Annotated in this window: 17 protein-coding genes; 10 read left to right on the forward strand and 7 right to left on the reverse strand. The window is 63.7% G+C overall.

Features of this window, described 5'->3' with window-relative positions; genetic code table 11:
- The first annotated feature begins 159 nt into the window (after positions 1–159).
- The 9 genes from LOY50_RS15820 to LOY50_RS15860 all read left to right on the forward strand — a co-directional run bounded on the left by LOY50_RS15820 (position 160) and on the right by LOY50_RS15860 (position 8,800).
- The gene (locus LOY50_RS15820; RefSeq protein ID WP_258688286.1) at positions 160–909 is read left to right on the forward strand and encodes an AraC family transcriptional regulator; all 750 of its coding nucleotides are present in this window, start codon (positions 160–162) and stop codon (positions 907–909) included.
- 234 nt (positions 910–1,143) lie between these two features.
- Positions 1,144–1,962 carry a transporter substrate-binding domain-containing protein gene (locus tag LOY50_RS15825; protein ID WP_258688287.1) on the forward strand — a complete coding sequence of 273 codons (819 nt, stop codon included), beginning with the start codon at positions 1,144–1,146 and terminating at the stop codon, positions 1,960–1,962.
- Positions 1,963–1,972: 10 nt separating this feature from the next.
- On the forward strand, positions 1,973–3,751 hold the full coding sequence (locus LOY50_RS15830; RefSeq protein WP_258688288.1) for an aconitase family protein: 1,779 nt from the start codon (positions 1,973–1,975) through the stop codon (positions 3,749–3,751).
- Positions 3,744–4,409: an amino acid ABC transporter permease gene (locus LOY50_RS15835; RefSeq protein WP_013693525.1), complete on the forward strand. Its 666-nt coding sequence runs from the start codon at positions 3,744–3,746 to the stop codon at positions 4,407–4,409. The genes LOY50_RS15830 and LOY50_RS15835 overlap by 8 nt, the downstream gene beginning before the upstream one ends.
- Positions 4,410–4,421: 12 nt before the next feature.
- The gene (locus LOY50_RS15840) at positions 4,422–5,072 is read left to right on the forward strand and encodes an amino acid ABC transporter permease (protein ID WP_003202560.1); all 651 of its coding nucleotides are present in this window, start codon (positions 4,422–4,424) and stop codon (positions 5,070–5,072) included.
- Positions 5,065–5,787, forward strand: coding sequence for an amino acid ABC transporter ATP-binding protein (locus tag LOY50_RS15845; RefSeq protein ID WP_258688289.1), 723 nt, complete (start codon positions 5,065–5,067; stop codon positions 5,785–5,787). Before LOY50_RS15840 ends, LOY50_RS15845 begins: the two co-directional genes overlap by 8 nt.
- 120 nt (positions 5,788–5,907) lie before the next feature.
- On the forward strand, positions 5,908–6,936 hold the full coding sequence (locus LOY50_RS15850) for a trans-3-hydroxy-L-proline dehydratase (protein WP_258688290.1): 1,029 nt from the start codon (positions 5,908–5,910) through the stop codon (positions 6,934–6,936).
- A 172-nt stretch (positions 6,937–7,108) separates the two neighbouring features.
- Positions 7,109–8,026, forward strand: a complete 918-nt coding sequence (locus LOY50_RS15855) for a dihydrodipicolinate synthase family protein (protein WP_253475494.1) — start codon at positions 7,109–7,111, stop codon at positions 8,024–8,026.
- Between the two features lie 219 nt (positions 8,027–8,245).
- Positions 8,246–8,800 carry a DinB family protein gene (locus LOY50_RS15860; RefSeq protein ID WP_253475497.1) on the forward strand — a complete coding sequence of 185 codons (555 nt, stop codon included), beginning with the start codon at positions 8,246–8,248 and terminating at the stop codon, positions 8,798–8,800.
- A gap of 72 nt (positions 8,801–8,872) precedes the next feature.
- Here the strand turns inward: LOY50_RS15860 and LOY50_RS15865 are convergent, their stop codons facing one another.
- From LOY50_RS15865 to LOY50_RS15885, 5 genes are all read right to left on the reverse strand, one after another.
- Complete coding sequence (locus LOY50_RS15865; protein ID WP_258691247.1) at positions 8,873–9,937, reverse strand: 2,3-butanediol dehydrogenase; 1,065 nt, start codon at positions 9,935–9,937, stop codon at positions 8,873–8,875.
- A gap of 83 nt (positions 9,938–10,020) precedes the next feature.
- A complete protein-coding gene (locus LOY50_RS15870; RefSeq protein WP_258688291.1) occupies positions 10,021–11,133 on the reverse strand; it encodes an acetoin dehydrogenase dihydrolipoyllysine-residue acetyltransferase subunit in 1,113 nt (370 codons plus the stop codon).
- Entirely contained in the window at positions 11,133–12,149 is a 1,017-nt protein-coding gene (locus tag LOY50_RS15875) for an alpha-ketoacid dehydrogenase subunit beta (protein ID WP_014339122.1), read from the reverse strand. The genes LOY50_RS15870 and LOY50_RS15875 overlap by 1 nt, the downstream gene beginning before the upstream one ends.
- A gap of 36 nt (positions 12,150–12,185) precedes the next feature.
- On the reverse strand, positions 12,186–13,163 hold the full coding sequence (locus LOY50_RS15880; protein WP_003202577.1) for a thiamine pyrophosphate-dependent dehydrogenase E1 component subunit alpha: 978 nt from the start codon (positions 13,161–13,163) through the stop codon (positions 12,186–12,188).
- A gap of 2 nt (positions 13,164–13,165) precedes the next feature.
- On the reverse strand, positions 13,166–14,239 hold the full coding sequence (locus LOY50_RS15885) for an ATP-NAD kinase family protein (protein ID WP_258688292.1): 1,074 nt from the start codon (positions 14,237–14,239) through the stop codon (positions 13,166–13,168).
- A gap of 342 nt (positions 14,240–14,581) precedes the next feature.
- On the opposite strand from LOY50_RS15885, the gene LOY50_RS15890 reads away from it, so the two are divergent.
- The gene (locus tag LOY50_RS15890) at positions 14,582–16,447 is read left to right on the forward strand and encodes a sigma-54-dependent Fis family transcriptional regulator (RefSeq protein WP_258688298.1); all 1,866 of its coding nucleotides are present in this window, start codon (positions 14,582–14,584) and stop codon (positions 16,445–16,447) included.
- 4 nt (positions 16,448–16,451) lie between these two features.
- Here LOY50_RS15890 and LOY50_RS15895 read toward each other — a convergent pair whose 3' ends face one another.
- Together LOY50_RS15895 and LOY50_RS15900 are read right to left on the reverse strand one after the other, a co-directional pair.
- Complete coding sequence (locus LOY50_RS15895) at positions 16,452–16,781, reverse strand: hypothetical protein (RefSeq protein WP_077507050.1); 330 nt, start codon at positions 16,779–16,781, stop codon at positions 16,452–16,454.
- Positions 16,782–17,162: 381 nt separating this feature from the next.
- A complete protein-coding gene (locus tag LOY50_RS15900; protein ID WP_258688300.1) occupies positions 17,163–18,383 on the reverse strand; it encodes a cytochrome c biogenesis protein DipZ in 1,221 nt (406 codons plus the stop codon).
- Between the last annotated feature and the right edge of the window lie 194 nt (positions 18,384–18,577).

Raw genomic sequence — 18,577 nt, forward strand, 5'->3', positions numbered from 1 at the left:
CGAGCAAGCTCGGCTCCCACAGGGGATTGCCATAACCCCCAGATCTGTGAACACACCGGAACCCTGTGGGAGCGAGCTTGCTCGCGATAGCGGCGTGACAGCCAGCACATTTTCGACTGACACTGCGCCATCGCTCCCACAAAAAAGACGCCGCCGGCCATGTACCCCTCGCTCACTTCCCTAGCCCCCTGCGACCTCGACACCCTGCTGCGCAGCCTGCTGCCCATCGCCCCGCTGCTGGACACCCTCGCGGACGTGGTGTTTTTCATCAAGGACAAGCAAGCCCGCTACGCCTTCGTCAACCAGACCCTGGCCCGGCGCTGCGGTTTCAAACACAGCGGTGACCTGCTCGGCCTCACCGCCGACCAGGTGTTCCCCGAGCGCTTCGGCCCGCTGTACACCGAACAGGACCGCCGGGTGCTGGCCAGCGGGCGGGAGTTGGCCGACCAGCTCGAACTGCATTTGTATTACGGTAACCAGCCCGTCTGGTGCCTGACCCACAAGCTCGCCCTGCACGATCCAGACGGTCAGATCGTCGGCCTGGCCGGTATCTCCCGCGACCTGCAACTGCCGCAATCGAGCCATCCGGCGTTCCACAAACTGGCGGCGGTGGATGCCCATATCAAGCAGCACTTCGCCCGCCCCATCAGCCTTGCCGAGCTGACCGCCATCGCCGAGTTGTCGGTGGCGCAACTGGAGCGGCACTGCAAACGCATCTTCCAACTCACGCCGCGGCAGATGATTCACAAGGCGCGACTGGAAGAGGCCTCGCGGCTGTTACTCGACAAAGACCTGCCGATCACCGAGATCGCCCTGCGCTGCGGTTACACCGATCACAGCGCCTTCAGCCGCCAGTTTCGAGCCCTGACCAGCCTGTCGCCGAGCCAATATCGCGAGAATCAGCGCTGATTCTTGTTCCCTGATGGGGCGTCGGATCCTGTGGCTGCTCCCATCTGTAACACCCCGAATCCAACGTAGCACCCCGCGCTTATGTGTACCGCCCGTCAGGAACGCCTCTAGGTCAGCCCTCCAGCACGATTACTGCGCCGCAAGCAGAAACAGGCACGCCGATTGCTTATCTAATATCGTATACGAAATCCTCAATACGATATCTCACCGCATTTATTCGACAGCGAGGCATTTATGAAAAACCCTGCATTGGCCGTAGCCCTCAGCATTGTCCTCACCCCGCTTTTCATCGCTTCCGCCCACGCCGACAAGCTCGATGACATCATCGGCTCCGGCAAGCTGCGTTGCGCCGTGACCCTGGACTTCCCCCCGATGGGCTTTCGCGACGAAAGCAACAAACCGGCGGGCTTCGACGTGGACTATTGCAACGATCTGGCGAAGGTTCTCGGTGTCGATGCCGAAGTGGTGGAAACCCCATTCTCCGACCGAATCCCCGCGCTGCTGTCCGGCCGCGCCGATGTCATCGTCGCCTCCACCTCCGACACCTTGGAGCGAGCCAAGACCGTGGGCCTGACCGTGCCCTACTTCGCCTTCCAGATGGTCGTGCTGACCCGCGACAACACCGGCATCAACAGCTACGCCGACCTCAAGGGCAAAGCCCTGGGCAACACCAGCAGCACCTACGAAGCCATCGCCCTGGAGAAGGACCAGAAGAGCTGGGGCAGCGGCAGCTTCCGCGCCTACCAGTCGCAGAACGACACCTTGCTGGCCGTCGCCCAGGGGCACATCGATGCCACCGTGGTGACCAACACCGTGGCCGCCGCGACCCTCAAATCGGGCAAGTACAAGGGCCTGAAGATCGCCGGTGACGCGCCCTACGTCATCGACTACGTGTCCCTCGGCGCCAAACGCAGCGAATACGGCCTGCTCAACTACCTCAACCTGTTCGTCAACCAGCAGGTGCGCACGGGTCGCTACAAGGAACTGTTCGTCAAATGGGTCGGCACCGACATCCCGCCGGCCAACCTGACCGTTCCCCAGGTCTATTACTGAGGATCGGCGCATGCCAAGCACGCCTGTCCGTGTGAAAGGCCGCAGCCTGGTGGAGGGTGCCGCCCAGGGCGCCCTGCTGTTCGCCGAGGTGGGGCTGAGTTTCTGGGGCGGGGTCGATCCAGCCAGCGGCGAGGTCATCGACCGCCACCATCCCTTGAGTGGCCAGCGCCTGGCCGGGCGCGTGCTGGCGATCCCCAGCGGACGCGGCTCCTGCACCGGCAGCAGCGTCTTGATGGAGTTGATCAGCAACGGCCACGCGCCCGCGGCCCTGGTGCTCGCCGAAGCCGATGAAATCCTGACCCTGGGTGTGCTGGTGGCGCAGGTGATTTTCCAACGCTCGCTGCCAGTGGTGTGCGTGGGGCACGAGGCCTTCAATGGGCTGCGCGGCCAGGGTTTCGTGCGCCTGGAAGGCGACGTCCTGACACTGTCTGGCCGGCCCCCAAATGACGGTTGGCAAGGTTCTGACCCAGCGCCGCTGCCGCCCACGTCCTCAACCCTGGTGCTGAGCGAACAGGACCGGGCGTTGCTCGACGGCACCTACGGCAAGGCCGCCCAAGTGGCGATGCAAATCGTGCTGCGCATGGCCGAGATCCAGGGCGCCACGCAACTGCTGGACGTGACCCAGGCCCACATCGACGGCTGTATCTACACCGGCCCGGCCAGCCTGCGCTTTGCCGAACAACTGGTGCAGTGGGGGGCAAAGGTTCGCGTACCCACCACCCTCAATTCCATTTCCGTGGACCAACGTCGCTGGCGGGAACTGGGCGTCGATCCGGCCCTGGGCGAGCCGGCCAGTGCCCTGGGCGATGCCTACATGGCAATGGGCGCCCAACTGAGTTTCACCTGCGCGCCCTACCTGCTGGACACCGCGCCAAAGGCCGGCGAACAGATCGTCTGGGCCGAATCCAACGCAGTGGTCTACGCCAACAGCGTGCTGGGGGCGCGCACGCAGAAGTACCCGGACTTCCTCGATATCTGCATCGCCCTGTGCGGACGGGCACCGTTGACCGGCTGCCATCTCGACGACCCGCGCAAGGCCCGGCTGATCGTCGACGTGCCGGCGCTGGGTCAGGTGGATGACAGTTTCTATCCACTGCTGGGCTATCACATCGGCATCCTGGCGGGCCGGCGCATCCCGCTGATACGTGGGCTGGAACACGCCGCGCCCACCCTGGACGACCTCAAGGCCTTTGGTGCCGCGTTCGCCACCACCAGTGCCGCGCCGTTGTTCCACATCGCCGGGGTAACGCCGGAAGCCCTCGACCCGGCCGATGTCCTGGAGAAGGACGTCACCTTGCCGCAGGAAAGCGTCGATGCCGCCGGCCTGCTTGCCAGTTGGCGTGAGCTCAACAGCGCCCGGGACAACTGGGTGGACGTGGTGTCCCTGGGTAACCCGCATTTCTCCCTCAGCGAATTCGCCGCCCTGGCGACCTTGTGCGCGGGCCGGGTCAAGCATCCGTATGTGATGCTGGCGATCACCTGCGGCCGGACAGTGCTGGAGCAGGCCCGCAAAGCCGGGTATCTGACCGCCATCGAGGCGTTCGGCGCGGTGCTGGTGACCGACACCTGCTGGTGCATGTTGGGCGAACCGGTGATTGCGCCCCACGCCACCACGCTGATGACCAACTCCGGTAAATACGCCCACTACGCACCGGGCCTGGTCGGGCGTGGGGTGCACTTTGCCGCCCTCGCCGACTGCGTCGAGGCCGCCTGCACCGCCTCGACCCGCGGCCAGCCGCCGGCATGGCTGCAACCCACCGCCCGCACCGGGAGCCCGACTCATGTTTGACTACAGCTTCCAATGGCGCCCGGCCTTGCGCGCCCTGCCCGACATGCTCGCCGGGGCCTGGGTGACGTTCGAGACCGCCGCGCTGTCGATGATTTTCGGCGTGCTGATCGCCCTGGTACTGACGGTAATGCGCCAGGCCCCGAATCGCTTGCTGCGGGGCGTGGGCAATGGCTGGGTGTCCATCGCCCGCAACACGCCCTCGCTGTTCCAGATCTACATCCTCTACTTCGGCCTCGGCTCCCTCGGCCTGCACGTCAGTTCCTGGCTGGCCTTGCTGGCCGGGATCACCTTCAACAATGCCGGCTACCTGGCGGAAAACTTTCGCGGCGGCCTCAAGGCCGTGCCCAGTACGCAAATGCGCGCCGCCCGCTCCCTGGGGATGAGCGCCTTCCAGGCCTACCGGATGATCATCGTCCCGCAACTGTTGCGCATCGTGTTCTACCCGTTGACCAACCAGATGGTCTGGGCGGTGCTGATGACGTCCCTGGGCGTGGTCGTCGGCCTGAACAACGACCTCACCGGTGTCACCCAGGAATACAACGTCAAGACCTTCCGCACCTTCGAATACTTCGCCCTCGCGGCGGTGCTGTATTACCTGATCGCCAAGCTGATCGTCGGGCTGGCCCGGCTGTTGTCCTGGCGGTTGTTTCGTTATTGAGGAGCGTGGGTCATGTTTTCTACAAGCCTCAGCGTTAACGACCTGCTGTATTTGCTCGAGGGGGCCTGGGTCACGCTGCAACTGACCGTCTGGTCGATCCTTTTGGGCACCCTGGCCGGGTTGCTGTTCGGTCTGCTGCGGGCGTTGTTGCCGCGGGCCAGCCTGCCGTTGGCCTGGTTGCTGGACGTGTTCCGCAGCGTGCCGTTGCTGATCCAGTTCGTGCTGTTCAACTCGCTCAAGAGCATCGCCGGCCTGAACCTCAGCGCCTTTGCCGTCGGTTGCATCGTCCTCGGCGTCTATGCCGCCGCTTACTTCACCGAGATCGTCCGCGGTGGCGTGCTGGCGGTGCCGTTGAGCACCCGTCGGGCCAGTCGGTCACTGGGCCTGAGCTACGTGCAGGACCTGCGGTTCATCGTCCTGCCGATTGCCACGCGGGTGGCCTTTCCCGGCTGGCTGAACCTGGTACTGGGCGTGATGAAAGACACCGCCCTGGTGATGTGGATCGGCATCGTCGAATTGCTGCGGGCATCGCAAACCATCGTCACGCGCATTCAGGAACCCCTGCTGGTGCTGTGCATCGCGGGCCTCATTTACTACGTCATGAGCCTGGTGGTCGCCCGCCTCGGCGCACGCCTGGAAAGAAGGTGGCAGGAAAATGATTGAGATCGAAAACGTGCACAAATCCTTCGGTGACCTGGAAGTGGTCAAGGGTGTGAGCCTGACCGTGGACAAGGGCGAAGTGGTGTCGATCATCGGCGGTTCCGGCTCTGGCAAGTCGACCCTGCTGATGTGCATCAACGGCCTGGAACCGATCCAGAAAGGCTGCATCCGCGTGGACGGCGTCGAGGTCCATGACCGCGCCACCGACCTCAATCGCCTGCGGCAGAAGATCGGCATCGTGTTCCAGCAATGGAACGCCTTCCCCCACTTGACCGTGCTGGAAAACGTGATGCTGGCGCCGCGCAAGGTGCTGGGCAAAAGCAAGCAGGACGCCGAAGCACTGGCGGTGCAACAGCTTGAACATGTGGGCCTGGGGGACAAGCTCAAGGCCTTTCCCGGCAAGCTTTCCGGCGGCCAGCAGCAACGCATGGCCATCGCCCGGGCGCTGGCGATGTCGCCGGACTACATGCTCTTCGACGAAGCCACCTCGGCCCTCGACCCGCAACTGGTGGGCGAAGTGCTGGACACCATGCGCATGCTCGCCGAAGACGGCATGACCATGGTGCTGGTGACCCACGAGATCCGCTTCGCCCGGGACGTGTCCGACCGCGTGGCGTTCTTTTGCAATGGCCGGGTCCATGAGATCGGGCCGCCGGACCAGGTGATTGGCAATCCGGTGCAGCCGCAGACGGCGGCTTTTCTCAAGTCGGTGAAATAGCCGATGGCCTCATCGCGAGCAAGCTCGCTCCCACAGGGCCTTATGTACACCACAGAGCTCTTTGTGGGAGCAAGGCTTGCCCGCGATGAGGCCCGACCAGACAACACAAGGATTTGATCCATGCGCTCATCCAGAATCATCCATGTAGTCAGCTGCCACGCCGAAGGCGAAGTCGGCGATGTGATCGTCGGCGGCGTCGCCCCTCCACCCGGCGCCACGGTGTGGGAACAGTCACGCTGGGTCGCCCAGGACCAGACCCTGCGCAACTTCGTCCTCAACGAGCCCCGCGGCGGTGTGTTCCGCCACGTCAACCTGCTGGTGCCGGCCAAGGACCCGCGGGCGCAAATGGCCTGGATCATCATGGAACCGGCCGACACGCCGCCGATGTCCGGCTCCAACTCGTTGTGCGTTGCCACCGTGCTGCTGGACAGCGGCATCCTGCCAATGACCGAGCCCCAGACCCGCCTGGTGCTCGAAGCGCCGGGCGGCCTGATCGAAGCCGTGGCCGACTGCCGCGACGGCAAGGTACAACGGGTCGAGATCAAGAACGTGCCCTCCTTCGCCGACCGCCTCGATGCCTGGATCGAAGTCGAGGGCCTGGGCTCGTTGCAGGTGGACACGGCCTATGGCGGCGACAGCTTCGTCATCGTCGATGCCCAGCGCCTGGGTTTTGCCATTCGCCCTGACGAAGCCGCCGAACTGGTGGCCGTGGGCTTGAAGATCACCCGCGCCGCCAACGAGCAATTGGGCTTCGTGCACCCGTTGAACCCCGACTGGTCACACATCTCGTTCTGCCAGATCGCCGCGCCCATCGTCCAGGAAAACGGCATCGCCACCGGCGCCAATGCCGTGGTGATCCAGCCCGGCAAGATCGACCGCTCGCCCACCGGCACCGGTTGCTCGGCACGCATGGCGGTGCTGCACGCCAAGGGCCTAATGCAGGTCGGCGAGGGTTTTATCGGCCGTTCGATCATCGGCTCCGAATTCCACTGCCGCATCGACTCACTGACCGACATGGCCGGACGCCCGGCGATTTACCCGTGCATCGCCGGACGGGCGTGGATCACCGGGACCCATCAGCTGTTGCTCGACCCAGCCGATCCGTGGCCCGAGGGCTATCGGCTTTCGGATACCTGGCCGGGCGCATGACTTTCAGATTCACCCAAAACCCTTGTGGCGAGGGAGCTTGCTCCCGCTGGACTGCGAAGCAGTCCTGAAGACTGACAACTCGGTGTGTCAGTCAGATCCTGAGGGCCGCTTCGCGACCCAGCGGGAGCAAGCTCCCTCGCCACAAAAACACTATCAAAAACGGAGACAACCCATGAGCAAACGCATCAACTGGAGCGGCGTCTTCCCTGCCGTCACCACCCAATTCAACGATGACTTTTCCATCAATCTGGAAAAAACCCACCAAGTGATTTCCAACGTCATCCGTGATGGCGTTTCCGGCCTGGTGGTCTGCGGGTCGGTGGGGGAAAACACGTCCTTGAGCGCCGAGGAAAAAATCGCCGTGACCGAAGTCGCGGTAGACGCCTCCCGTGGCCGCGTGCCGGTGATCTGCGGCGTGGCCGAATTCACCAGCGTGCAAGCCGCCAAGGTTGCCAACGCGGTACGCAAGGTCGGCGTCGACGGGGTGATGCTGATGCCGGCGCTGGTCTACGGTTCCAAGCCCTTCGAGACCGCCGAGCATTTCCGCTACGTGGCCCGCCACGCCGACGTGCCGCTGATGGTCTACAACAACCCGCCGATCTACAAGAATGACGTGACGCCGGACATCCTGATTTCCCTGGCCGATTGCGACAACGTGGTGTGTTTCAAGGATTCCTCCGGCGACACCCGGCGCTTTATCGACGTGCGCAACGAAGTCGGCGATCGCTTTGTGTTGTTTGCAGGCCTCGATGACGTGGTGCTGGAAAGCCTCGCCGTGGGGGCCGAAGGCTGGGTCTCGGGCATGTCCAACGTGTTCCCAAAAGAAGGCGAGACCATTTTCCGCCTGGCCCGCGCCGGACGCTTCGCCGAGGCGATGCCAATCTACGAATGGCTGATGCCGATCCTGCACCTGGACGCCCGCGCCGACCTGGTGCAATGCATCAAGCTGTGCGAAGCCATCGCCGGCCGCGGCAGCGCCCTCACCCGCCCACCGCGCCTGGCCCTGCCGGAAGCGGACCGGGTGTATGTGGAGCAGATCATGGCCAAGGCCATGGCCAATCGGCCAGTGTTGCCGGATGTGGGGCTTTGACCCAAGGGCATGGCGCTAACTGGCGGTGATTGGGAGGCCGCCATCGCGAGCAAGCTCGCTCCCACAGGGACCAAGGTGCAAGGAGGATTTGCGGCCCATACAAAATCCCTTGTGGGAGCGAGCTTGCTCGCGATAGTGGTCCGCCAGAGCCGGCTATGCTGGATGTGCCGTCCCCTTCGCGAGCAAGCTCGCTCCCACAAAGTCTTGACGAGGCTTCCCATGAATTATTTCCTGGCCCAGGCCCTGAACAACCGATGGGCCAACCACAGGCTGCTCAGCGCCTGCGCGCAGTTGAGCAAGGCCGAATACGAAGCGCCGCGCACGGGGTTCTTCCCGTCCATGCAAGCCACGCTTTGCCACATCCTGGAAGTTGACCGCTATTACCTCACCGCCCTGGAAGGCGACCGGGATGGGCAGATAAAAGACTTCTCCGAGACCCTGGCCTTTGCCCAACTGAAGCAAAGCCAAACCCAGACCGACCAGCGGCTGGTGGCGTTCTGCGAAGCCCTGCGGAAAAAAGACCTCGCCCGCTGCGTGGAGCTGGTGCGTGTCGACGGTGTGGTGCGCGAGCGCATCGACCGGCTGCTGTTGCACCTGTTCGAACATCAGATCCATCACCGCGGCCAGGTGCATTCGATGCTCAGTGGCACCGGCATCAAGCCACCGCAGCTCGATGAATTCTTCCTCGACTGCGACCGTACGTTTCGGCAAGAAGAAGAGCAGCAACTGCAACTCAACGAAAGGACCGTCTGGCAAGACTATCGGCCGGACTGAACGTCGCCCCTGGCCAAAAAAAAATGCGATGGCCGCTGCCAGCCATCGCCAAATCGCCCACGTCAGGCGCTCTCAGATCCGTGCGGGAGACACGATGATTTTCACGTTGTGCTCCTTGTTATTGACCAATTCCTTGAAGCCCTGGCCGACAATCTGCTCCAGCTGGATGCGACCAGTGACCAGTGGGGAGATGTCCAGGCGTCCATCGGCGATGAAGGCAATCACATCGGCGAATTCACCGTTGTAGGCCAGCGCACCGAGTACCTGTTTTTCGGTTGAAACCAGTTCGAAGAAATTGAATTGGCTGGGTTCCTCGAAAATGCCCACCAACACACACTTGCCGGCCTTGCGGATCAGGTCGATGGCCAGTTTGGCGGTGTGTTTGTTGCCGATGCATTCGAAACTGACATCGGCCCCCAGGCCACTGGTCAGACGGCGGACTTCGGCCAGGGCGTCGCATTCGTTCGGATCGATCACATGGTTGGCCCCGACTTCCAGGGCCTTGGCCTTGCGCGCGCCGGACATTTCCAGGGCAATCACCTGGGCCGCCCCGGCGGCCTTGGCGCACATGATGGTGCACAGGCCGATGGTCCCGGCACCGACCACCACCACGTTCTGGCCCAGCAGGCTGCCGGCCTTTTTCACCGCATGCATGCCCACCGCCAACGGCTCGATCAACGCGCCGGCCTCGGCCGGGAAATCGGCGGGCAGTTTGTAGAGCAGGTTGGCTGGCACATTGACCAGTTCGGCGAACGCACCGTTGTTCATCAGCCCGGTGAAGGCCAGGTTCTCGCAAATGTTGTAGAGCCCGTGGGTGCAGTAATAGCAGGTGCCGCAGTGCTGGCAGGCGTCCGCCGCCACCGGTTCACCAACACTGAAGCCTTCGACGCCGGCGCCCAGTTCGACGATCTCGCCGCAGAACTCATGGCCGAGGATGCACTGGCCCTTGATCCCGGTCAGCGGGTGCGGCGCGTCCACTGGAATGAACACCGGCCCGGCCACGTATTCATGCAGGTCGGAGCCGCAGATGCCGCACCATTGCACGCGGATCTGCACCCAACCGGCGGGCGGCGAAACCGGTAATGGCACGTCTTCGACGCGAATGTCGTTGCGGCCATGCCAGACGGCGGCGCGCATGCTGCGGGTCGGCTTGATTGAAACGTTCATAACGTTGCCTCCAGAATTTGTAGGGACGACGACGCGTGTCGCCGCCCGCTTGATCAGTGCTGCTCGATGAAGCCGAGGATCAGCCGGTTGACCTGCTCGGCCGCTTCCATTTGCACCATGTGGCCCTGGCCGGACAGCACCTCGACCTGGGCACTCAGCCCCTCGCCATGGGCCGCCGGGATGATTGCGTCATCGCTGCCCCAGATCACCAGGGTCGCTACGTCGCCGGCCTGCACCACTTCGCGCAAATCCACCTGTTGGCGGCCGTCGGCGAACAGCGTCGCTGACAGTTGCTGCAGCGCCGCGTCCACGCCCTCCAGGCGCTTGTACTTGAGCATGTCGTCGAGCATTTGGCGGTTGACCAGTTCGGCATTGGAAAACAGTTGCACCAGTTGCGGCTTGAGGGCGTTGCGGTTGGCCGCTTCGACAAAACCTTGCAGGTAGCTGCCGTTGATCTCTGCGCCAAGCCCGGCGCTGCCGATCAAGGTCAGCGACCGGACTCGCCGGGGCATCAGGCGCGCGGCATTCAGTGACACCGCCCCACCCATGGAATGCCCCACCAGATGCACAGCGTTGATGTCCAGGTGATCGAGCAAGGCCAGCACCACGCCGCTCAGTTCGTCCAGGTCGCCGCGTTGCAGGGTTTTCGAAGATTCGCCGTGGCCCGGCAGATCCAGCGCAATGACCCGACGCCCAGCCGCCAACGCCTCATGGTTGAACAACCAGTTGTTCAGGTCGCCGCCGAAACCGTGCACCAGCAACAGCGGCGTGCCGCCCTCGCCCCGCTCGAAATAACGGATCACCCGGCCGTCCAACTCGACTTTCTGCGGTTTCGGCCCACTGTCTTCATCGGCTGCGTCACCGGGGACAAAGGTCGATTGGAACTGCTCGATGACCGCATCGATCTCGGCATCGCTGGCTTCGCCCTCGACCACGATGCCGAGCAAGGCGCCGACCGCCAGGGTTTCGTCCTGCCGGGCAATCTGCCGGCGCAAGATGCCGGAAAACGGCGCTTCGACGCTGCTGGAGATCTTGTCCGTCTCCACGTCCATCACTTCATCGCCCTTGGTGATGGCTTGGCCCTCCTCCTTGAGCCAGGTATCGACCCGGCCCTCGGTCATCGACAGGCCCCACTTGGGCATGGTCAGGGTATGAATCTGGCTCATCAGCGCTTGCTCCACTCGATCACGTTGAGCACGGCTTGTTCGATCTTCGCCGCGTCAGGGATGTACAGGTCTTCCAGCGAGTCGGAGAACGGCACCGGGGTGTGCGGCGCGGTGACCATTTCAATCGGCGCCTTGAGCGCGCCAAAGGCTTTTTGCGCCACCAGCGCCGAAATATCGGTGGCCATGGAACAGCGTGGGTTGGCCTCGTCGATCACCACCAGGCGCCCGGTCTTCTCGACACTTTCCAGGATGCTGTCCTCGTCCAGCGGGCTGGTGGTGCGCAAGTCGATGACTTCGCAGTCGATGCCACGTCCGGCCAGGCTGCGCGCCGCGTCCATGGCGGTGTTGACGGTGCGCCCGTAGGACACGAGGGTCACGTCCTTGCCATCGCGCAGGAAATTGGCCTCGCCAAAGGGAATGGTGTAGAGCTCTTCCGGCACCTCGCCCTGCATGCTGTAGAGCAACTTGTGCTCGCAGAAGATCACCGGGTCGTTGTCGCGGATCGCCTGGATCAGCAGGCCCTTGGCGTCGTAAGGCGATGATGGGCACACCACTTTCAGTCCCGGAATGTGCGTCCACAACGATGTGAGCATCTGCGAATGCTGGGCGGCGGCGCGCAGGCCGGCGCCGACCATGGTGCGGATCACCAGGGGCGTGGAGGCCTTGCCGCCGAACATGTAGCGAAACTTCGCCGCCTGGTTGAGGATCTGGTCCAGGCAACAGCCGGCAAAGTCGACGAACATCAGTTCGCACACCGGGCGCACGCCGCAAGTGGCGGCCCCGACCGCCGCGCCGACGTAACCGATTTCCGACAGCGGCGTGTCCAGCACGCGTCCGGGGAACTGGTCGTAAAGCCCCTTGGTAACGCCGAGCACGCCGCCCCAGGCGTCGTTTTCACCGGGTGCGCCGGCACCACCGGCCACGTCCTCACCCATGATGAAGACGCTGGAGTCGCGGCGCATTTCCTGGGCCAGGGCCTCGTTGATTGCCTGCTGATAGCTGATTTTTCTCGCCATGATGGGATTCTCTATTGTTGTTATTCAGGAGGACGTTCAGGGATAGCTGACGTAGACGTCGGTCAGCAGGTCCGCCGCGGTGGGCTTGGGATCGGATTTGGCCTTGTTCACGGCGTTTTCAATCAGCATGTCCACTTCCTTGTCGATCTGGTCCAACTGCTCGACGGTGAGCAGTCCGGCTCGGGTGGTGCGCTCGCGGAACTGCATCAGGCAATCCTGGTTCTCGCGAAAATGCTTGACCTCGTCGGGCGCCCGATAGGTTTGGGCGTCGCCCTCGAAGTGGCCGTAGTAGCGGGTCAGCTTGACCTCGATCAGCGACGGCCCTTCCCCGGCACGGGCGCGCTCGACAGCGGCCCCGGCGGCCTCATGCACGGCAAAGAAGTCAAAGCCATCCACCGTCACCCCGGGCATGCCGAACCCGGCCGCACGGTCGGCGATGTGATCGCAGGCCACCGACCAATTGGAGGCGGTGGCTTCGGCGTAGCCATTGTTTTCGGCGATGAACAGGCACGGCAGGTTCCACACCGAGGCCATGTTCATGGCTTCGAACACCGCGCCCTCGTTGGAGCCGCCGTCGCCGAAAAACACCACGGCGACACTGTCGGTGCCCTTGAGCCGGGCCGCCAGCGCGGCGCCCACCACCAGCGGCGCGCCGGCACCGACAATGCCATTGGCACCGAGCATGCCCTTCTCGAAATCGGCGATGTGCATCGAACCGCCCTTGCCTTGGCAGACGCCGGTTTTCTTGCCATAGATCTCGGCCATCATCCCGTAGACATCCACGCCCTTGGCGATGCAATGGCCGTGACCACGGTGGTTGGACGCGATGCAATCGTCATCGCCCAGGTGGGCCATGACGCCGGCGGCCGAGGCTTCTTCGCCGGCATACAGGTGGACGAAACCGGGAATCTCGCCCGTGGCGAACTCCACGTGCAGGCGCTCTTCGAAGGCGCGGATGGTGCGCATCACCTGGTAGGCGTGCAGCAGTTGATCGTGGGTGAGCGGTGTCGACATTTTTATTCTCCTGGGGTGTCTTCTTGAAGATTCAGAGGGTGTTGCGGGTGTTCGCGGCCGATGGCCAGCAAACGGTGTTGCGCGGCGTAGGCCAGCACCGCGTTGACGTCGATGCTCAGCGGGCCGCCGGCATCGAGGGTGACCGTGGGTCGGTCCTGCGCGTTGAATTCGATTTCCCGCTCGCCATCCAGGGCCAGGGTGCCGCTGGAGAGCGACAGACCGTGGGCGATACCCGGTTCCAGGGGCCCGGCAGCGAGCACGCCACAGCCTTGCAGCAGCCCTGGCGCGAGCGGCACCAGCAGCGCTTCGGGGGATTGCGGGTCCAGGCGCATCCAGGCGCCACCCGGTGCCTGGCGCGACACCGGAAACCACAAGCCGCACAGCGCCGACAGGCCAATGGATTGCGGTTCGGCGAAGGTCACGAAGACTTCGGCCAGGTCCTGTGCCCGACTGATCGCCCGGGCGCCGACAAACCGCAGCGGCGACACGGCGACGTCCACCAGGGCGACTTCGCGCAAGCCACGTCCGGCATCACAGACCAACAAGCGTTTGTTGCGGCGCAAGCCGATCGAGTCCGGGATCCGGCCACTGGCGTACAACCCACCGGCCAAGCCGGCACTGGTGGCCTCGCGCAGTTCGGGAAAGGCGTTGTTGGTGCCGGTGGACAGGGTCAGCAACGGGATGTCCCCGACTTCGGCGGCCACCGCCTTGTGGGTGCCGTCGCCACCAAGCACGGCGATCAGCGCCACCTCGCGCTCGGCCATCAGGCGTGCGGCCCGGCGGGTGTCTTCGACGGTCTGGCGCAGGGTCAGGTCGAGAAACTCCAGGGCCGGCCAGTGGCTGCTGCGGGCCTGGCGGCCGTGGCTGTTCTTCAGCACGGCGGCGGCCATGCCAATCATGTCGGTGGGCATCAACACCTGTTCGATGCCGGTGGCCCCGAAAGCGGCCAGCAGGCGCTGGATCACCGAGACCTTGTCAGTGCTGGAAAACAGCCCGGCATTGGCGGTCAGGCGCCGCACGTCACGGCCCGATGCGGGGTTGGCGATGATGCCCACGGTCAACGGCCGGCGACTCATGACACCACCGTGGAGGGGGCAGGCACACGGCCTGGGCAGGAAACCATAGACACCTCGTTGTTATTCTTGGATGACCCGTCGAGCGGGCTCCAGAGGTAGAGCAAGGGCGGTGCCAGTTGTGAAAAGAACCTGCTAAAAGCCCGGGCCAGAGCGGCCCCCATGGGATTTTCGATGAAGCGAACCGAGCCCCGGTGAGACGCCCCATGTCAGCCTGCACGAGGTTGCGGCGAGACGCTGAGACGTGGCGTCTCACACCGCCCGCAGAACCCGTCGAGCTTGTCTGCACCCGGCGAACGGCGCTTAATGTGCGCACAACGATAAGAAGCTGAATCGGAGGCCCCTATGCTTTCCGCTCACTCCCGGGCGCACGTGGATTGCGTCAGCCGCGTGGTGAAAAACGCGAACCAATTGCCACAACTGCCCGTCCCGGACCTGATCCTCGACTCCTGGCGCCGGTCCATGGAGCAACATCACCTGGACCCCGGTTCGCTACAGGGCCCGCGCATCCTGTCCCAGGACGTGCTCAAGCAATGCCGTGAGCGCTCCGAGCTGTTCCTCAATATCGCCAGCGAAGAAGTGGCTCGCCTCCATGGCCGGGTCCGCGATGCTGACTACTGCGTGCTACTGACCGATGCCCAAGGCCAGACCATCGACTATCGGGTGGAAACCACGATCCGCAATGACTGCCGCAAGGCCGGGCTGTACCTGGGCACCTGTTGGTCGGAGGGCGAGGAAGGCACCTGCGGCGTGGCGGCGGTGCTCACGGCCAAGGCCCCGGTGACGGTGCACAAGCGCGACCATTTCCGGGCGGCGTTCATTGGCCTGACCTGCTCCGCCGCGCCGGTCTTCGACCCCCAGGGCGAATTGCTCGGGGTGCTGGACGTCTCGGCGGTGCGCTCGCCGGATGATCGGCGCTCGCAGCACCTGATCCGGCAAATGGTGGTGCAGAGCGCCCGGGAGATCGAACAGGCGTTTTTCATGAGCAGCGCCCAGGGTTACTGGGTGCTGCGGGCCCATCGCAACGCCGGCTACGTCGACAGCCAGCCGGACTTCCTGTTCGCCTGGGACGACGACGGTTGCCTGCAAGCCTTGAACCCGGCCGCCCGCCAGTACCTGCTGCAACATTACGGGCAGTTGCCGCAACACATCAGCCAGGTGTTCGACCAGCAGTTGCTGCACCGTGCCCAGGACGAAAGCCTCTGCTCGCTCGACCACGCCATGCACGGGCGCTTGAGCGCGCCACGCCAGCGGGCCAGTTCACGTTCGCGAGTGGCGATGACCCCGTTGGAAATCGATCCACGCCTGGCCGACAGCCTGCGCCTGGCGGTGCGGGTCAAGGATCGCAACCTGCCGGTGCTGATCCAGGGCGAAACCGGTTCCGGCAAGGAAGTGTTCGCCCGTCAGTTGCACCAGGCCAGCCAGCGCCGTGATCGCCCTTTCGTGGCGTTGAACTGCGCCGCTATTCCCGAAAGCCTGATCGAAAGCGAATTGTTCGGCTACGTCGCCGGCGCCTTCACCGGTGCCTCGGCCAAAGGCATGCAGGGCCTGTTGCAACAGGCCGATGGCGGCACCTTGTTCCTGGATGAAATCGGCGACATGCCGCTGGCCTTGCAGACCCGCCTGCTACGCGTATTGGCCGAGGGTGAAGTGGCGCCACTGGGCGGGTCCCGCCGCAAGGCCGTCGACATCCAGGTGATCTGCGCCACCCACCGCGACCTGGAGACCCTGGTAGCCGCCGGCGAGTTTCGCGAGGATTTGTATTTCCGCCTGGGTGGCGCGCGCTTCCAGCTGCCACCGTTGCGCGAGCGCAGCGACCGGCTGGCGTTGATCAATCGAATTCTTGCCGAGGAGTCGGCGCTGTGCGGGGCAACAGTGCAATTGAGCGGCGCGGCCCTGGAATGCCTGCTCGGCTATCACTGGCCAGGCAATGTGCGCCAGTTGCGCCATGTGCTGCGCTACGCGTGCGCGGTGTGCGAAGCCAGCGTGGTCCAGCTCAGCCACCTGCCCGAGTCAATGCACCGCGCGGACGCCGCCGATCACGGGCCGGAGCCGAGCGCCGGCCCGGAACGCCAGGCACTGCTCGATGCCTTGGTGCGCCATCGCTGGAAACCCACCGCCGCCGCCCGGGCCCTGGGCATTTCCCGGGCGACCCTGTATCGACGGGTAAACCTGCATGGCATCGAAATGCCGGGCCGTAGCCCGGCCTGAGGGCCTAGCGTCGCGCCAGTTCGTGACGCACACATTGTTCGTAGTAAGTCTGCTTGACCGCGACCGGTTTGAGGCGCGAAGCGCTGTTGTAGGTCTGCTCGGTAATGCCCAGGGCGGTCATGCGCATCCAGGGCCGGGGAAACTTGCGCACTTGCAGCTTCTTGCGCGCGCCGTACAGGCTGACGCCGGAAAGCTTCGACGCCTGCGCCCCTGCCGCGATATCCGACCCCCAGCGGCACACCGACTGCTGGTTTTGCGTCAGCACCCTGGCCTGGGCCTCAAGCGAAACGGCGGCCAGGAGAAATGTCGCCACGACCCACATAGAAATACGCATAGGTTTGTCGCCCAACTTTCTGAAAGGAAAGAAGTTTGACCTTATGTAACTGAGCAAGGGGCCAGCATTTGCATGCCATTCTCGAATCCGCATGCAACCCTGTGGCGAGGGAGCTTACTCCCGCTGGGCTCTGTAGGAGCTGGCGAAGCCTGCGATCTTTTGATCTTTCGCTTGAGATTCAAGCGTCTTTGGAAAGATCGCAGCCTCGTTGCACTCGACAGCTCCTACACAGCTCCTACACAGCTCCTACAGACCCGGCGGGAGCAAGCTCCCTCGCCACGGGACAGCTTTCCTTCGCCATCTGCGACATTCGTTCGCAAGTGGCGCGCCGAACTAGAAACAAGTTGATAACATAACTACAACATATTGAATTTAAACGATTTAGTTATAAATTTGGCTAACCTTCGCCTCCTGCAACAGTTGCTGGATCACCTGCTCCTGCTCGCCATAGCGTCCTTCGCCAAAATGGCTGTAGCGCACCTGCCCGTTGGCATCGATGAAGTAATGAGCCGGCCAGTACTGATTGTTGAAGGCACGCCAGATCGCATACTGATTGTCGAGCGCCACCGGGTAGTGGATGTCCAGCTTGCGCACCTGCTCGCGGACGTTGTCGATGATTTTCTCGTAGCCGTACTCCGGGGTGTGGACACCGATCACTACCAAGCCGTCCTTTTCATACTTCTTCGCCCAACCGTTCACATAGGGCAAGGTGTGCTGGCAGTTGATGCAGTCGTAGGTCCAGAAGTCCACCAGCACCACCTTGCCCTTGAGTGATTCGCTGCTCAGCGGGGGCGAGTTCAGCCATTGCACCGCGCCGTCCAGCGCAGGCATGGCGCCCTGGGATTCGAGGGCAGGCATGGAACTTGCGCCAGCCTTGCTCACCATATAGTCGATGGCCTTGGGCACGTTCTGCAGCAGGCTTTTTTCCAAGCTGGCCGATTGTTGGGAGGAAGTCGCCGCCAACAAGCGGTCATCCGCCCCGGTGCCAATCGCCACGGCCGCCAGCAATACCGCCACCCCCGTGCCCCGGCGCAGCCAGGTGGTGATCGGCAGCGAGAGTTTCAGGCGTCCGACCAGTCCCCGCCCGGCCAGGATCAGCGTCCCCAGGGACAAGGCACTGCCCAGGCCGTAGGCGAGCAACAGCAGGCTGGTTTGGGTGCTGGCGCCTTGCAGCATGGCCCCGGTCAGGATGACCCCGAGTATCGGTCCGGCGCACGGTGCCCAGAGCAGCCCGGTGGCGACCCCGATCAGCACTGAAGCCACAGGCCCGGCCATCCGCCCGGCGCCGGCGTCCAGGCGATTGCCCAGGCTGACCAGCGGCCGCGCCAACCAGGTGCCGACCCGACTGAAGATCAGCGACAAGGCAAACACCACCATCACCACCAAGGCGACTTGCCGGCCGACGCTGCTGGCACGCAGCACCCACTCGCTGCTGACCACCGCCAGGCTGGAGACCAGGGCAAACGTCAGCACCATGCCGCCGAGGGTCAGCAGCACCGAGCCACGGGAGCGATCGGCCCGGGCGAACAGAAACGGCACCACTGGAAGAATACAGGGGCTGAGGATCGTCAGGATCCCGCCGAGAAAAGCGATCAGAAGCATGGCAACACCTCAAAATAAAAAGCTGACATAGACCCTGTGGCGAGGGAGCTTGCTCCCGCTGGGCTTGTGTAGGAGCTGCCGAAGGCTGCGATCTTTTGATCTTTCGCTTGAGATTCAAGTGTCCTTGGAAAGATCGCAGCCTCGTTGCACTCGACAGCTCCTACACAGCTCCTACACAGCTCCTACACAGTTCC

It is taken from the genome of Pseudomonas sp. B21-010 (genome assembly GCF_024749325.1).
Taxonomy (GTDB): Bacteria; Pseudomonadota; Gammaproteobacteria; order Pseudomonadales; family Pseudomonadaceae; genus Aquipseudomonas; species Aquipseudomonas kilonensis.

What these genes read in the sequence shown, in the direction of transcription:
- LOY50_RS15880 (WP_003202577.1), bottom strand. Translation starts at nt 13,163, where the DNA reads ATGTCGACACCGCTCACCCACGATCAACTGCTGCACGCCTACCAGGTG.
- LOY50_RS15840 (WP_003202560.1), top strand. Translation starts at nt 4,422, where the DNA reads ATGTTTTCTACAAGCCTCAGCGTTAACGACCTGCTGTATTTGCTCGAG.
- LOY50_RS15825 (WP_258688287.1), top strand. Translation starts at nt 1,144, where the DNA reads ATGAAAAACCCTGCATTGGCCGTAGCCCTCAGCATTGTCCTCACCCCG.
- LOY50_RS15855 (WP_253475494.1), top strand. Translation starts at nt 7,109, where the DNA reads ATGAGCAAACGCATCAACTGGAGCGGCGTCTTCCCTGCCGTCACCACC.
- LOY50_RS15820 (WP_258688286.1), top strand. Translation starts at nt 160, where the DNA reads ATGTACCCCTCGCTCACTTCCCTAGCCCCCTGCGACCTCGACACCCTG.
- LOY50_RS15850 (WP_258688290.1), top strand. Translation starts at nt 5,908, where the DNA reads ATGCGCTCATCCAGAATCATCCATGTAGTCAGCTGCCACGCCGAAGGC.
- LOY50_RS15885 (WP_258688292.1), bottom strand. Translation starts at nt 14,239, where the DNA reads ATGAGTCGCCGGCCGTTGACCGTGGGCATCATCGCCAACCCCGCATCG.
- LOY50_RS15865 (WP_258691247.1), bottom strand. Translation starts at nt 9,937, where the DNA reads ATGCGCGCCGCCGTCTGGCATGGCCGCAACGACATTCGCGTCGAAGAC.
- LOY50_RS15870 (WP_258688291.1), bottom strand. Translation starts at nt 11,133, where the DNA reads ATGAGCCAGATTCATACCCTGACCATGCCCAAGTGGGGCCTGTCGATG.
- LOY50_RS15830 (WP_258688288.1), top strand. Translation starts at nt 1,973, where the DNA reads ATGCCAAGCACGCCTGTCCGTGTGAAAGGCCGCAGCCTGGTGGAGGGT.
- LOY50_RS15860 (WP_253475497.1), top strand. Translation starts at nt 8,246, where the DNA reads ATGAATTATTTCCTGGCCCAGGCCCTGAACAACCGATGGGCCAACCAC.
- LOY50_RS15835 (WP_013693525.1), top strand. Translation starts at nt 3,744, where the DNA reads ATGTTTGACTACAGCTTCCAATGGCGCCCGGCCTTGCGCGCCCTGCCC.
- LOY50_RS15900 (WP_258688300.1), bottom strand. Translation starts at nt 18,383, where the DNA reads ATGCTTCTGATCGCTTTTCTCGGCGGGATCCTGACGATCCTCAGCCCC.
- LOY50_RS15875 (WP_014339122.1), bottom strand. Translation starts at nt 12,149, where the DNA reads ATGGCGAGAAAAATCAGCTATCAGCAGGCAATCAACGAGGCCCTGGCC.
- LOY50_RS15845 (WP_258688289.1), top strand. Translation starts at nt 5,065, where the DNA reads ATGATTGAGATCGAAAACGTGCACAAATCCTTCGGTGACCTGGAAGTG.
- LOY50_RS15890 (WP_258688298.1), top strand. Translation starts at nt 14,582, where the DNA reads ATGCTTTCCGCTCACTCCCGGGCGCACGTGGATTGCGTCAGCCGCGTG.
- LOY50_RS15895 (WP_077507050.1), bottom strand. Translation starts at nt 16,781, where the DNA reads ATGCGTATTTCTATGTGGGTCGTGGCGACATTTCTCCTGGCCGCCGTT.